Source organism: Acinetobacter sp. 1424608, assembly GCF_000588255.1.
Lineage (GTDB): Bacteria > Pseudomonadota > Gammaproteobacteria > Pseudomonadales > Moraxellaceae > Acinetobacter > Acinetobacter nosocomialis.
Map to the genome: position 1 here is coordinate 93,403 of NZ_JFXL01000013.1, position 13,941 is coordinate 107,343.

Here is a 13,941-nt window from a genome sequence, read left to right on the forward strand (position 1 = left end):
CCATGTTTGTAGATTTAAATAGTGATTTGGGTGAAAGCTTCGGCTCATGGAAAATGGGTAATGATGACCAGATTTTACCTGTCGTGACCAGTGCCAATATTGCTTGTGGTTTTCATGCTGGTGACCCGCTCGGCATTTTAAAAACGGTTCGTAAAGCAGTTGAACTTGGCGTGACCATAGGTGCTCATGTGTCTTACCCAGACCTTGTTGGCTTTGGTCGCCGTAATATGGATTTGTCGCGTGACGAGCTTATTGCCGATGTGCTTTACCAAATTTCTGCGCTCGATGGTTTGGCTAAAGTAGCTGGTTCAAAAGTGCAGTATGTTAAACCACACGGTGCGCTCTACAACACCATTGCCCATGACCAAGCTCAGGCAGCCGCAGTAATTGATGCCATTAAAATGTATAACCCTGAACTCGTACTAGTTGCTTTAGCTGGGTCGAACTTAGTCGAACAGGCACGAGCTGCGGGTTTAAAAGTTGTGTCCGAAGCATTTGCAGACCGTGCATATAACAGTGATGGCTCATTGGTTTCCCGCCGTTTAGAAGGTGCAGTTTTACACGACTCGGCATTTGTTGCGAGCCGTGTGGTGTCTATGCTTAAAAATGGTGGGGTCGAGTCAATTGATGGTGTATTTACCCCAATTCAGGCTGACACGATTTGCCTACACGGCGATACTGACGGCGCACTAGAGATGTCGGCTGCCATTAAAGCCGAGCTTGTAAAAAACAATATTGAAATCCGCCCGTTTGTAAATAAAGCATAAGGAAGAGCGCAATGTATAAGGATATTAAAGTCGACCCAGCTCAGCTTGAAGCCGCATTAGATGCACGTTTAAAAATCCGTGCAGGTTTCGATAAACCAACTGCGGGCATGGCTGCGGGTATGACACAGGTCAACATGATTTCGGTGCCAAAAGATTGGGCGTATGACTTTTTACTTTATGCACACCGTAACCCGCAAAGCTGCCCAGTGCTTGATGTGCTCGAAGAGGGCATTTATGCAACTAAGCTTGCCGCAGACTCAGACATTCGAACCGACTTCCCACGTTATCGCATTTGGAAAGATGGGGAAATGGTCGATGAAGTGACCGATGCAAGAGAAATTTATAATGCTCATCCTGATTTGGTGACTTTCTTAATTGGTTGTAGCTTTTCTTTTGAAACCGCTTTGCAAGAAGCGGGTATTGAAGTTCGCCATATTCATGACGACACCAATGTGCCGATGTATTTGAGCAATATAAAGTGCGAACCGGCAGGGCGTATTTCAGGAAATATGGTGGTTTCCATGCGACCAATTCCATCTCATCAAATTAGTGAAGCAGTAAAAATCACTGCACGTATGCCAAGTGTACATGGGGCACCTGTACATATCGGGCACCCTGAAAGCTTAGGTATTAAGGATGTAAATAAGCCCGACTTTGGCGATGCTTCTCGTATTGAAGCAGGTGAAATTCCTGTGTTTTGGGCATGTGGGGTAACACCGCAAGCAGCAGTCATGAACTCGAAAATTCCTTTTGCCATTAGTCATGCTCCGGGTTACATGTTTATTACCGATATTCCTGACCGTGCTTGGATGGGCTAAATAGCTAAAGAAGAATTAAAAGGATAAGCAAATGCGTTTTTTATCGGTAAACGCCGATTGTTTTCTAATTGAGCTTGCGAGCTTAGAGGAAACTTTGGCGTTGTACAATAAATTGCAAAATACGCAATTGAATGGAATTAAAGACTTAGTCCCCGCTGCAAAAACAATTTTGGTTTTTTTCAACGAGATCGAAACCAACTTTAAAACGCTGGTTGCTTCAATTCAGAGCCTCAAAGTTGATTCTGGATTTGAGCGTAGCGGCCAAGAAATGATTGTGCCGATTTGCTATAACGGCGAAGACCTTGCGCAGGTTGCTGAGTTGCAAGGTTTGTCTGTGACTGATGTGATTAGAAAACATCACCAAAGCGTGTGGAATGTGGCTTTTATTGGGTTTGCGCCGGGCTTTGCGTATATGAGCAGTCCCGATAAGCCTTTTACCGATATTCCACGCTTAACAGTTCCGCGTAAAAAAATACCGTCAGGCTCTTTGGGCTTGGCTGGAAAATATTCTGGTATTTACCCAAAAGACAGTCCGGGTGGCTGGCAGCTTATTGGTACAACAACAGAAAAAATGTGGGATTTAGAGCGTAAAGATCCTGCATTGCTGTTACCGGGCATGACTGTACATTTTGAGGATGTTACGCATAACCCAACTACGGTGACTGTACCGCAGCAAATTACGCATAAGGTGGAGACTAAACAATCGGTGCCACTATTTACGATTACTGCGCCAAGTTTACAAATGCTCATTCAAGACGAAGGGCGTTTAAACCAGACCAATATTGGTGTTGGCGTGGCTGGGGCAATGGATTTATCTGCAATGCATAGTGCTAACCGTATTGTGGGTAACCCAACTGATACACCCGTCATTGAAGTTTTAAATGGTGGGCTAAAAGCCAAAATGCAGCATGCAGGCGTTATTGCAGTTACTGGGGCAAATTCAAACATTCGAGTGAAATTTGCTGACGGTCAAACCGCAGACTTTGCAAGCTATCAACCGATAGATCTAGACGAAGGCGATGAATTTCAAATTCTGCCACCGACAGCAGGCTTAAGAAACTATCTGGCAGTTCGCGGTGGTATAGACGTTGAACCAGTACTCAATAGTGCTTCGTTTGACAGCTTGGCAGTGTTAGGGCCAGAGCCTTTAAAGCTTGGAGATACCATTTACCAAGGACAGGTGAAGGCAGCCAACATTAGTGTAAATGAAGTGGGCAAAAGCGATTTGCCAAAAGTTGGTGAAATGGTTGAGCTAGACATTGTGATGGGACCACGCACAGACTGGTTCGAACAAGACAGTATTGAACTGCTCTGTCAGCAAGAATGGCTCGTGACCAATGAAAGCAACCGAGTCGGGTTAAGACTTTCAGGTGCACAGCCCCTAACTCGCAAAATTACCTACGAGTTGGAAAGTGAAGGCACTTGCATTGGCGCTTTACAGATTCCACCGAGTGGTCAGCCGGTTTTGTTTATGAATGATCACCCTTTAACGGGCGGATATCCAGTCATTGCCTCTGTTGCTAAACACCATTGGGATTTGGTGGCACAGATTCCGGCAGGTTGCCGCATCAAATTTAAAAAAATTGCCGAATTTACAGATTTTGAGAATGAATGATGAATACAGAAAAATTATTGATTGCTAACCGTGGTGAAATTGCCGTTCGTATTATTCATGCTTGCCGTGACATGGGAATTTCATCGGTCGCGTTATATGCAGATGACGATATTGGCAGCATGCATGTCGAACTTGCAGATGAAGCATGGGGCTTGGCTGGTGCGACTGCCAGTGAAACCTATTTAAATATTCCAGCTATTATCGAAATTGCAAAAAAATCGAACGCGACGATGGTGCATCCGGGTTATGGCTTTTTATCTGAACGTGCCGAGTTTGCTCAAGCCGTGATTGATGCAGGTTTAAAATGGGTAGGGCCATCACCAAGTGCGATTGAAAAACTAGGCGATAAAATTGAAGCACGTAAAATTGCTGCTTCAGTCGGTGCGCCTTTGGTTCAGGGTACGCAAGATCCACTTAATAATGCAGATGAAGCTTTAGAGTTTGCCAAACAATATGGTTTACCAATTGCCATTAAAGCCGCATTCGGTGGCGGTGGGCGTGGCTTAAAAGTCGCGTGGAAACTCGAAGAAGTGAAAGAGCTTTATGAGTCGGCAGTACGTGAAGCAAAAGCTGCCTTTGGCCGTGGTGAATGTTTTGTCGAGCAATATCTCGATAAACCGCGCCATGTAGAAGCGCAAGTCATAGCCGACCAACATGGCAATATTGTGGTACTTGGTACACGTGATTGTTCATTGCAACGCCGTAACCAAAAGTTAGTCGAAGAAGCGCCAGCGCCATTTATTAGCGATGAGATTTACCAGCAAATTTTAACTTCGGCAAAAAATATTTGTCAGGCGGCAAACTATGTGGGTGCAGGAACAGTTGAATATTTACTGAGCCGTGATGGAAAGCTTTCGTTCTTGGAAGTAAACACACGTTTGCAAGTCGAGCACCCAGTGACCGAAGAAACTTCAAAAGTCGATTTGGTGGTTGAGCAAATTCGCGTGGCACAGGGGCATGAGCTTTCGATTAAAGCAACACCAAAAGCACAAGGCCATGCCATTGAGTTTCGTATTAATGCCGAAGACCCAGCGCGTGGGTTTATTCCGGCCTTTGGTGTGTTGAGTTTGTTTGAAGCGCCGTTTGGTAACGGGGTACGCGTGGACACAGGTGTTCGCACGGGTTCATTAGTATCGAGCCACTTTGACTCACTCATGGCAAAACTGATTGTCACTGGTCCAACCCGCGAAGTTGCAATTGCTCGCGCTAAACGTGCTTTAAAACAATTTAAAATTGAAGGAGTAGCTTCGGTTTTAGACTTCCACCGTGCGGTACTTAATGAACCCGACTTTACAAATGAATTTAATGTACATACGCGTTGGATCGAAAATGACTTTAAGCAAGAGCTAAAGCCGACTAAACGTGGCATTCCAAATCATCAACAACCGATGTTACTCAGCTACATTGAAATTGATGGCAAGTTACACCGTCTAGGTTTACCTGCGGGTATGTTTGCACAAGGCCCAGCAACCGCAACTCCCGCCCAAACAACCGAGCCAGAAGTGAGTGCCGAGCATTTACTTGCGCCAATTAATGGTGTGATTAGCGCTTGGAAAGTTGAAAATGGTGAGCAAGTGACAGAAGGCCAAGTGGTTGCCATTATGGAAGCCATGAAAATGGAAGTTCAGGTACTTGCACACCGAAGTGGTGTTATTCAGATTAGTGCAGAGAAGGGTGCGACCTGCCATGCTGAAACCATGATTGCCAGCATTAATTAAAATTTGAATAGGTTATTTGGTCTGATAATGTTTTTAGCTTGATCAGGTCAAATCGAGTGCTTATTAATTAACTCAATCAGGCATTTTTTAGGTTTTCATTAACCATTTTCAACTTGAAAGCCAGAACGGGTTATGAGATATTTGTCACAGATTAGTGGTATAAATATTGATCACTGTATTTGAAGCTCGCTTATGCGAGCTTTAATTTTTAGCCCAGTTTAAGCATTTCTCACTTAATGAACTGGCAGCATAAAAAAAATTTGAGAATTTGGCACTCACTCACAGGCGAATTGAAGAAAGCGAATGAAAATTCTACCTTCATCTGAATATGATCAAATTCTAAAATACAGTGTCTATTGGCTCGTCATATCAATTGTGATTGGAGTCGTTGCTGGGCTGGCATCCACTCTAATCTTTGTGGCTTTTGATATTTCAAACAAAGTCCGCAGTCTGCATCACTGGCTCATCTACTTTCTGCCTTTTGTAGGCTTTGGTATTGGTTATCTCATTAAAAAATATGGTTCGCCGATTGAACGGGGAACCCATTTACTCATAGATGAGATTCATCAACCCAAATCGTTTATTCCAAAACGAATGAGTCCTATCATTTTTATTACTTCAATTTTAACGCAGTTATTTGGTGGTTCGGCAGGGCGTGAGGCACCAGCGGTTCAGCTTTCGGGTGCCTTAATTGACCACTTGAGTCATATATTAAAAATCTCGGAAGACAACCGAAAAATCTGTTTAATCGCCAGTATTGGAGCAGGTTTTGCTGGGGTGTTTGGTCTGCCTTTGGCAGGTGCAATTTATGGTTTAGAAATTACTGCTTTAGGTAATTTAAGATACTCAGCTATTTTCCCATGTTTTGTGTCGGCACTTATTGCATCGACCATTCCTGAGCTATTTGAAATTGTGCATCCGCACGTTTTTTATGTAATTAGCGAGTTTCCAGCCATTCATTTTGGCACACTGATGAGCTTAATTGCGGCAGGATTAGTTTTTGGTTTGGCTGCACGCTTCTTTATTGCAGCCATTCACTTGGCAAGTGACCTCTTTTATAAATACATTCGTTATTTGCCATTAAGAACGATGGTCGGCGGTATTATTATTATGCTGCTTACGTTGTTCACTGCACATCAGCAGTACAACGGTTTAGGTACAGATAAAATTATTTCATCTTTTTATGTACCGATTGAGTTTTACGACTTTTTTAACAAGACTGTTTTTACAGCCATCACTTTAGGTTCGGGCTTTAAAGGTGGTGAAATTACGCCGTTATTTTATGTAGGTGCAACATTAGGGAATGCTTTAGGCGTAGTTTTAAACCTACCACTCTCATTACTTGCTGGCTTGGGGTTGGTAAGTCTGTTTTCGGGGGCAAGTAAGGCACCGTTAACCTCAATTATTTTAGCTGTTGAGTTATTTGGAATGAATGTTGCGACTTATGCCATTATTACCTGTTTATTGGCAGCATTATTTTCTGGAAATTGTGGGTTGTATCGACGTAAAAAGTTGATGGATTAGTGAGTAGTTTATAGATAAGGCTTGATTAGGTTTTAGGTCAATTGTGCTTGAGGATTTATGCTAAAATTCATTCGATATATTTCTCATCACAAGCAATTTAATATTTATTATGTTTTTTATTTTAAGAAAAAAACTTCAAAAAATCGCCATTATTTTCGTAGCAACCAATTTATTAGCTTGTAGTCATCAACCAGATTTTAAAGATATTTCGCGTTTAGCAGAAAGAGGTGATGCAGGAGCTCAAGCAAAACTTGGTGAATTATATGTAAAGGGAGAAATTGTTCCTCAAAATTATAAAAAGGCCTTTGAATGGTATAGCAACGCTGCTAATCAAGGAAATGCAGAGGCACAGAATAATTTGGGAGCAATGTATGCTCTTGGACAAGGGGTAGAGCAAAATTATAAAAAAGCATTCGAATGGTATAGTAAAGCTGCTGAACAAGGTGAAGTGAAAGCACAGAATAATTTAGGTGCGTATTATGCAAATGGAGATGGTGGTGTTAAAAACTATCAGAAAGCATTTGAATGGTATAACAAAGCTGCTGCGCAAGATAATGCCGAAGCTAAATACTATTTGGGCATACTTTACGAAGAAGGCTATGGGGTAACTCAAGATTATAAGAAAGCATTCGAATGGTATAGTAAAGCTGCTCAACAGGAAAATGATGAAGCACAATTTACTGTAGGTATGATGTACTATAAAGGTGAAGGTGTACAACAAAATAATGAATTAGCCGAAAAGTGGCTAAGAAAAGCAGCTGAAAATGGCAATAAAGATGCTTTGTCACTATTTGAAGAATAGCCATTTTTCTATAATGTGAATTTGTTGTTTTGTGGCTTCAATTAGGTGAGGAGAATTCTCTAAAGTCCATGTTTCATCACACCAATCGCAAGCATCGTAGAAAGATTCGAGCCAAGTAGGGTAATAAATTATATTGTCTGGAAGATTTCTTGAAGCGCCCATAAAACCTGTTTCTAAATTACTGAAAATTGTACATAGCTGAACTGGACTTAGATTGTTTTCTTGATAATTATTTAAAATATCTAAAAAAAATCGAGCTGCTAATATTTCTGCTTCAATACAATTATATGAAAAATTAGGGTCTGTTAATTTTATGATTCGCAGTAATAAAGAATTATAATCATTAAATGGCTGTAATAATTCGGTAAAAAAATCTACGTGAGTATCTTCGTTTTTTTCAATGTATTTATTAATCTTTTCTATCCCTTTTTGAGCTGAATATTCTCCATAATAAAGCTCAATATATAAAGTCTTTAATGTCATTAGATAACTCTAATCATTTTTATAATGAAAATATATCCTACTAAAAATATTAGAAATTTCATAATGGACTAAACCAATTAAATAACTTTTATTTATTCCAATTGTTCTACTTTAATACGATTGTCAGTTCCTACGCTTGACGATAAGAAAAGTGAATAATATCCTTTCTTTCTAGTAGGACGGAAAGAGGACATCTTAAGATGTGCTGGTCTCTTTGGCACCAGTCTGCTAACTCTTTTTCGTTCTGCTACCATAATTATTTAGCAGAGATAGTTATTTTATTCTTGAGTTTTTATTTAATTTTTATAACTAGAAAAACAGATCCTACCTATTAATATTCAATTAGTTTTTGAAAATCTTCAAAAACCTGAAAAATAATTTAAAACCCAACCGCTCTATTTTAATACGATTGTCATTCCCTATGCTTGACGATAACAAAAGCGAATAATATGCTTTTCTCGGGTAGAGTGAAAAGGGGACATCTTTGGATGTGCCAGTTTCTAGATGTCTGGTCTGCTAACCCTTCTTCATTCTATCACTCTAATTATTTTCTAGAGATTAAACTTTATATTCATCTATATCTGAGTTTACCTTTAATAAATTTTAACCTAATCAAAATTTTGTTTTTTAATTGTTATAACTACATTCTATATACCAATATTCAATTAAATTTAAAATCTAACTGAAACGCTCGAACTTAATACAAACTATATTGTCTGCGCTTGACGACAAGAAAAGCGAATACTATCCTTTGCGTGCTGGCCACATTGCCAGCCGACTTTGACAGGTCGGATAGCCAACGCACACGAAAAAGTCTCTCTTTTTTGTGGGCATCCCTGCGTGTCCCCTCTGCGGTGGAACGGGAGGGGGACACCTTCGGGTGTGCTGATCTTTTGGCTATCAGTCTGTCAACCTTCTCTCGTTTCACCACCATTATTTGACAGTAATGTGGTGAAGCTTCTTTATAGCCAAAGGAGTTCGCTCATGCGTACTAATTCATCTTATTTATTGGCCTTTGCCAAAATCTCTCTATTTATACCGTTTAAATACTCTCTAAATCGGTTTAATCGACTCTAGGTTTTCTACACCTTAAGAATCGTTACGACTCAAAAATCATAGCAACAATAACCCCGAGATAGGCGAGCACACCTTTATTGTGCCGCTTTTGCATGCCCGTTTTTAGCACTCAATTTAAGAGTGACGGCATTTCTATCTCTTTTACATACAACAAAAAATTATTTTAAACGGTATAACTATGCCAAATTTAGAAGCTTCATTTAGAGCACTTAGAGTGCTTCATACAGCAAAAGATTTATTTATGGAGTATGGATTTCACAAAGTCGGTGTTGACCGAATTATTGCCGAATCCAAAGTGAATAAAGCCACGTTTTATAAGCATTTTCATTCAAAAGAAAGGTTCATTGAAATGTGCTTAACCTTTCAAAAAGATGGGTTAAAAGAAGAGGTATTATCTATTATTCATTCATATGGTGAACTTATGGTATTTGATAAGCTAAGAAAAATATTTTATCTCCATGCCAACCTCGAAGGGCTGTACCGTTTGCCTTTTAAGGCCATTTTGGAAATTGAAAAGTTGTATCCAACTGCCTACAGAGTGGTGGTAGATTATAGAAACTGGTTAGTGACCCAAATACATGGCCTACTTTTAACCATCAAACCCACAGCTTTAATGGAAGATGCTCACATGTTTTTATTTGTGATTGATGGGGCAATGGTTCAGCTTTTAAGTAAAGAGGAAACAGATGAACGAGATAAATTATTAGAATATTTTTTAATAACCCTATCTTAGTATTTAATCTAAATTAAGAAAGCCCATCATTGGGCTTTCTTATGATATTGGCTTCTTAAAATTTAAGTTTTTTAAGTCCACGGCTCACGCCATTTTGTAAGGCCGCTTTAATAATCGGGCCAATAAAAGGAACGCGGCCTTTAAAGCTAATGGTGTAATTTAAACGAGTTCGGTTATTTCCCAAGTCAGTAAATTGCATCACGCCACGGTGCGCTTTAATTGGGCTAATGCCACTTGTGATCGCGTACTCGATCAGTTCATTTTCTTTATAGACTAAATTTGTTTCAATAAATGAAGGTGTAAACGGAATAGACATCTTGCGGGCAGAGCCAACACCGTTACGTGCATCCTTGCCGTTACTAATGCGAGTAACTTTAGCAGGGGCAAAAAGTTTGCTTAAGTTTTCGTGTTCACTTAAGGTCGCAAAGACTTTATCTATGGGTGCATCAAATTCTTGTACGATGTTGATTTTTTGAGTTTTTAACATCTTGTTCCCTCTAAAGTAAATTTGACATGATTAATTGTCATAATTTTGATAGTAGCATGCTTTTCTCTATGCTGGAATTCTAGTTCGTCGGAGTAACTTCGGATAAAAAGTAACATTTTAAATAGAATTTATTTAATCATTTGCTTTTTATAGTGACTTGGAGCAACGCCAGTCCAACGTTTATAAGCTTGAGAAAAAGTAGATAAATCTGAGAAGCCTAATATTTCTGCCACTTGGCTTAAATTTAGATTTTGCGCTAAAAGGGAATCGGCGCGTCGATGCAACGTTTCATTTTGAAGTGCTCTAAAAGAGATATTCTCGTCTTGTAACCTTCTTTTTAGCGTCCGTTCGCTCATATTTAACTTATGTGAAATTTCTTTAATATTAAGTAATGTGCCAGAAGGAGCGTTCATTAAAAAATCACGGACAATCATTGTGGTTGTTAAGGAGGTATGGCGTTGGCTAATAAGTTCCATACACAGCCTTTCACACATGGCAGCGGTATTCGGGTTTGCATGGGGTAGAGCGTGGAGCAATTGCGAACTATTAAATTTTAAAATGTTTTCTTTTTGATTAAATTGAATTGGAGCGCCTAAATATTCTTTAGGTATATTTAACAAACAAGACTCAGGCTCACCATATTTAAGATGAAATGCATCTAATTGAAATGAACCTTCATAAATATCGCTAATAACACGAAGAGTTGCAGCCATCGCACGTTCAAGTACAAACCGTTGTAACTCCTGTGTTAGGCCCACAGGTTCAGTAAAGCAAATCATGCACTCATTATTTTTTTGCTGAAAATTTATTTTAACAAAGGTATAGGTGAGGGCCAGATAATGTTGCACAAGTTGCATTGCCTCTAAACCTGTTGCACTACTCATTAATGCGTAACCCAAAATCCCATAAGTTGTCAGTTGGTGGTTAAAACCAGTAATGAGACCTAAACCTGCGGTGTGCGCAGATAAAATTTTAATTAAATTATTGATAACACCCAGTTCTTCATCGGGTGTAACAACACTGTTAGTATCATTTAAACGAGTCAGGGTTAAACCAGTACCGGCTAACAGATGTGTTCTTTGAATTTTTAATTGATCACCTAGTTCTAATAATAGCTGTACGCTAGATGGAGCTCGTAAATAATCTTGAAACTCTAACATCGGTTGGCCTAAAAACTAAAATGCGTGTCCCAATCTAGCATGGTTGATGAGAAGACTAAAGCCTAATATTTATTCATCAGATAGCAACGAGTAGTAAAACAATGAATACCGTTCAACCAGCAAAGCCGATAAATATGATGCAGCAATTAATGAGTAAATTAGGTGTAATTGGCCTAATGGTTTGTGTAACAGGTGTATCTTCAGCTCAAGAAATAAAATCAGGAGAGTCTGTCATGGGCTATCAAAATCAAGCAGCTTGGCAACAAATTGAACAATTCCTTCCTCAAGAATTTCATATTCCTAAAGACCAGTTACCAAAAGAAGAGTGGTGGTCTTGGAATGGTCATAACATCCATTTGGATACTTACCGTAATCCCAATGCCAAAATTAAAGTGATTTTATTTCACGGCGTGGGGACCAACGGTCGACAAATGTCGATGATTTTAGGAAAACCATTGGCTGATCGAGGTTATGAAACAATTGCTGTCGATATGCCCGGCTATGGTGTCACTCAAGTTAAAAAGGGTAAGCCGATTAGTTATAACGATTGGGTACAAGCTGGTAGCGATTTAATTGATATGGAATTAGCCAAAGATAATCGTCCAGTTGTACTGTATGGCTTAAGTGCTGGTGGTATGTTGACTTACCATGTTGCTGCCAAAAATAAAAAGGTTAAAGCTATAGTGGGAATGACCTTCCTTGATACAAGCAATCAAAAAGTGAAAGATACTGTAGCAAGCAATTTGTTTATGAGTCGGGTAGGAACGCCAATTACACATTTAAGTGCTAAGACGCCGTTAGCAGCTATGCGTGTTCCGATGAGTTGGGCAAGTAAAATGAGTACTTTGGTGAATAATAAAGCTGCCTTAAAAGCTTTTATGAAAGATAGAACTTCGGCGGGTAACTCGGTTTCTTTGACCTTTTTAGATTCATATATACATTATAAACCTGAGGTTGCACCTGAAGACTTTGACGTATGTCCTGTCTTATTGACCCAACCTGAAAAAGACCGTTGGACACCACTTGATTTAAGTACGCCTTTTCTTAGCCGCATTCATAAAGTGCCGGTAAAAACTGTGATATTGGAAAATGCAGGCCACTATCCATTAGAGCAACCGGGGTTATCTCAAATGGTTGATGCAATAGATAGTTTTTACACGACGACAGTGAAATAACGGGTAGATTCTTACCCGTTTTTTAAATTTTAAATATAGAGGGCAAAGGGAGTTCAAATCACGTCTGCCCAAGAAAAAGTTAAGAAACTATATTTTACTTTTATTGTTACTTAAATATAGATCACTTTGCATTTGAGCTATAAGCCTTACGTGAAAAGTAAGAATCGTTGCAAACCGTAAAGAAAGCCTCCTCATAATCAAATGACATGATAGGAAATTGAGGAATAATAAATGCGCGCTCTTACTTACCACGGTGCCGAAGACGTTCGAGTTGAAACGGTTGCAGACCCTATTATTCAAGAACCAGATGACATTATTTTACGTGTAACCGCCACAGCCATATGTGGCTCTGATTTACATTTATATCGAGGCAAAATCCCAAAGACTGAACATGGTGATATCTTTGGGCATGAATTTATGGGTATTGTCGAAGAAGTAGGCCCCGCAGTCACTCACGTGAAAAAAGGCGACCGTGTAATTGTGCCTTTTGTGATTGCTTGTGGTGAATGTTTCTTTTGCCAACTTGACCTGACAGCTGCCTGTGAAACCACCAATACAGGGCGTGGTGCAATTATTAATAAAAAGCAAATTCCACCTGGTGCAGCTTTATTTGGTTATAGCCATTTATATGGCGGAGTACCGGGCGGCCAAGCAGAATATGTTCGTGTCCCAAAAGCCAATAAGGGGCCTTTTAAAGTGCCCGGTTCATTGTCAGATGAAAAAGTGCTTTTCTTGACCGATATTTTGCCTACGGCTTGGTGGCCGGGAATAATGCCCAAGTGAAACGTGGCTCAACCGTTGCAATTTATGGTGCAGGGCCAGTCGGACTATTAAGTGCTGCTTGTGCCAAGATGCTTGGTGCAGAAAAAATATTTATGGTCGATCACAATGAATATCGATTGAACTATGCGGCGGCAACTTATGACGCTATTCCGGTTAATTTTGATCAAGTCGATGCAGCCGAATTTATTATTCAAAATACCGACAATTATCGTGGCGTCGACGCGGTGATTGATGCGATTGGTTTTGAGGCAAAGGGCAGTGTTATTGAAACAGTCCTGACCAATTTAAAACTTGAAGGTTCAAGTGGCGCAGCGCTTCGTCAATGTATAGCCGCGGTTCGCCGTGGTGGTGTGGTGAGTGTACCGGGTGTATATGCAGGTCCAATTCATGGTTTCTTGTTTGGTGATGCTTTTGATAAAGGTTTAACTTTTAAAATGGGCCAAACCCATGTGCATCAATATTTACCGCTTTTACTAGAATTTATTGAGCGTGGTGACTTGTCACCTGAAACGATTATTACCCACCGAATGAAATTAGAAGATGCCGCAGAGGGTTATCGCATTTTTAATGAAAGAGAACAGGAATGTCGTAAGGTAATTTTGATTCCTTAAATCCTTCAGTTTACAGTTTCACTTTAAAAGCCTCTTACTAAAAGGGGCTTTTCTATTTTGAAATGCACAATTTTGAGTGCAGCTTTTTATTTTTGAACTTAAATCGCACCTAAACAGCCCAAGTTTAGTATTACTTTTAACCAAAATCGTAATACTAATCTGGCATGTCCTTTGCATAGTCATAACTA

11 protein-coding genes and 1 pseudogene are annotated in these 13,941 nt (G+C 39.8%); 9 read left to right on the forward strand and 3 right to left on the reverse strand.

Translation table 11 applies throughout. From position 1 onward, the window contains the following. The first annotated feature begins 2 nt into the window (after positions 1–2). The 6 genes from J678_RS16930 (at position 3) to J678_RS16955 (ending at position 7,244) form a co-directional block, all read left to right on the forward strand. Positions 3–767 carry a LamB/YcsF family protein gene (locus J678_RS16930; RefSeq protein ID WP_000496072.1) on the forward strand — a complete coding sequence of 255 codons (765 nt, stop codon included), beginning with the start codon at positions 3–5 and terminating at the stop codon, positions 765–767. An 11-nt stretch (positions 768–778) separates the two neighbouring features. Continuing rightward, the gene (locus tag J678_RS16935; RefSeq protein WP_017393764.1) at positions 779–1,585 is read left to right on the forward strand and encodes a putative hydro-lyase; all 807 of its coding nucleotides are present in this window, start codon (positions 779–781) and stop codon (positions 1,583–1,585) included. Positions 1,586–1,616: 31 nt separating this feature from the next. Then, complete coding sequence (locus J678_RS16940; protein WP_016804601.1) at positions 1,617–3,200, forward strand: urea amidolyase family protein; 1,584 nt, start codon at positions 1,617–1,619, stop codon at positions 3,198–3,200. Next, complete coding sequence (locus J678_RS16945; protein ID WP_031944666.1) at positions 3,200–4,918, forward strand: acetyl/propionyl/methylcrotonyl-CoA carboxylase subunit alpha; 1,719 nt, start codon at positions 3,200–3,202, stop codon at positions 4,916–4,918. Before J678_RS16940 ends, J678_RS16945 begins: the two co-directional genes overlap by 1 nt. 303 nt (positions 4,919–5,221) lie before the next feature. Beyond that, a complete protein-coding gene (locus J678_RS16950; protein WP_016804603.1) occupies positions 5,222–6,442 on the forward strand; it encodes a chloride channel protein in 1,221 nt (406 codons plus the stop codon). Positions 6,443–6,551: 109 nt separating this feature from the next. Further along, a complete protein-coding gene (locus J678_RS16955; RefSeq protein WP_016804604.1) occupies positions 6,552–7,244 on the forward strand; it encodes a tetratricopeptide repeat protein in 693 nt (230 codons plus the stop codon). Here J678_RS16955 and J678_RS16960 read toward each other — a convergent pair. Beyond that, complete coding sequence (locus J678_RS16960; RefSeq protein WP_016804605.1) at positions 7,230–7,727, reverse strand: hypothetical protein; 498 nt, start codon at positions 7,725–7,727, stop codon at positions 7,230–7,232. The genes J678_RS16955 and J678_RS16960 overlap by 15 nt on opposite strands. 1,255 nt (positions 7,728–8,982) lie before the next feature. Between J678_RS16960 and J678_RS16965 the strand changes: the two genes are divergently transcribed. Continuing rightward, positions 8,983–9,537 carry a TetR/AcrR family transcriptional regulator gene (locus tag J678_RS16965; protein ID WP_016804606.1) on the forward strand — a complete coding sequence of 185 codons (555 nt, stop codon included), beginning with the start codon at positions 8,983–8,985 and terminating at the stop codon, positions 9,535–9,537. 55 nt (positions 9,538–9,592) lie between these two features. Here the strand turns inward: J678_RS16965 and J678_RS16970 are convergent, their stop codons facing one another. Both J678_RS16970 and J678_RS16975 read right to left on the reverse strand, forming a co-directional pair. Further along, positions 9,593–10,024 (reverse strand): SRPBCC family protein, encoded by a 432-nt coding sequence (locus J678_RS16970; RefSeq protein ID WP_017393283.1) that lies wholly within the window; start codon positions 10,022–10,024, stop codon positions 9,593–9,595. A gap of 128 nt (positions 10,025–10,152) precedes the next feature. Continuing rightward, entirely contained in the window at positions 10,153–11,184 is a 1,032-nt protein-coding gene (locus J678_RS16975) for an AraC family transcriptional regulator (protein WP_017393284.1), read from the reverse strand. 101 nt (positions 11,185–11,285) lie between these two features. On the opposite strand from J678_RS16975, the gene J678_RS16980 reads away from it, so the two are divergent. Continuing rightward, the gene (locus tag J678_RS16980) at positions 11,286–12,359 is read left to right on the forward strand and encodes an alpha/beta hydrolase (RefSeq protein WP_017393285.1); all 1,074 of its coding nucleotides are present in this window, start codon (positions 11,286–11,288) and stop codon (positions 12,357–12,359) included. A 231-nt stretch (positions 12,360–12,590) separates the two neighbouring features. Continuing rightward, positions 12,591–13,753 (forward strand): annotated as a pseudogene (locus tag J678_RS0104355) (zinc-dependent alcohol dehydrogenase). Positions 13,754–13,941: the final 188 nt, after the last annotated feature.

Coding starts and splice junctions, on each gene's coding strand:
- J678_RS16930 (WP_000496072.1), top strand. CDS start 3: ATGTTTGTAGATTTAAATAGTGATTTGGGTGAAAGCTTCGGCTCATGG.
- J678_RS16935 (WP_017393764.1), top strand. CDS start 779: ATGTATAAGGATATTAAAGTCGACCCAGCTCAGCTTGAAGCCGCATTA.
- J678_RS16940 (WP_016804601.1), top strand. CDS start 1,617: ATGCGTTTTTTATCGGTAAACGCCGATTGTTTTCTAATTGAGCTTGCG.
- J678_RS16945 (WP_031944666.1), top strand. CDS start 3,200: ATGAATACAGAAAAATTATTGATTGCTAACCGTGGTGAAATTGCCGTT.
- J678_RS16950 (WP_016804603.1), top strand. CDS start 5,222: ATGAAAATTCTACCTTCATCTGAATATGATCAAATTCTAAAATACAGT.
- J678_RS16955 (WP_016804604.1), top strand. CDS start 6,552: ATGTTTTTTATTTTAAGAAAAAAACTTCAAAAAATCGCCATTATTTTC.
- J678_RS16960 (WP_016804605.1), bottom strand. CDS start 7,727: ATGACATTAAAGACTTTATATATTGAGCTTTATTATGGAGAATATTCA.
- J678_RS16965 (WP_016804606.1), top strand. CDS start 8,983: ATGCCAAATTTAGAAGCTTCATTTAGAGCACTTAGAGTGCTTCATACA.
- J678_RS16970 (WP_017393283.1), bottom strand. CDS start 10,024: ATGTTAAAAACTCAAAAAATCAACATCGTACAAGAATTTGATGCACCC.
- J678_RS16975 (WP_017393284.1), bottom strand. CDS start 11,184: ATGTTAGAGTTTCAAGATTATTTACGAGCTCCATCTAGCGTACAGCTA.
- J678_RS16980 (WP_017393285.1), top strand. CDS start 11,286: ATGAATACCGTTCAACCAGCAAAGCCGATAAATATGATGCAGCAATTA.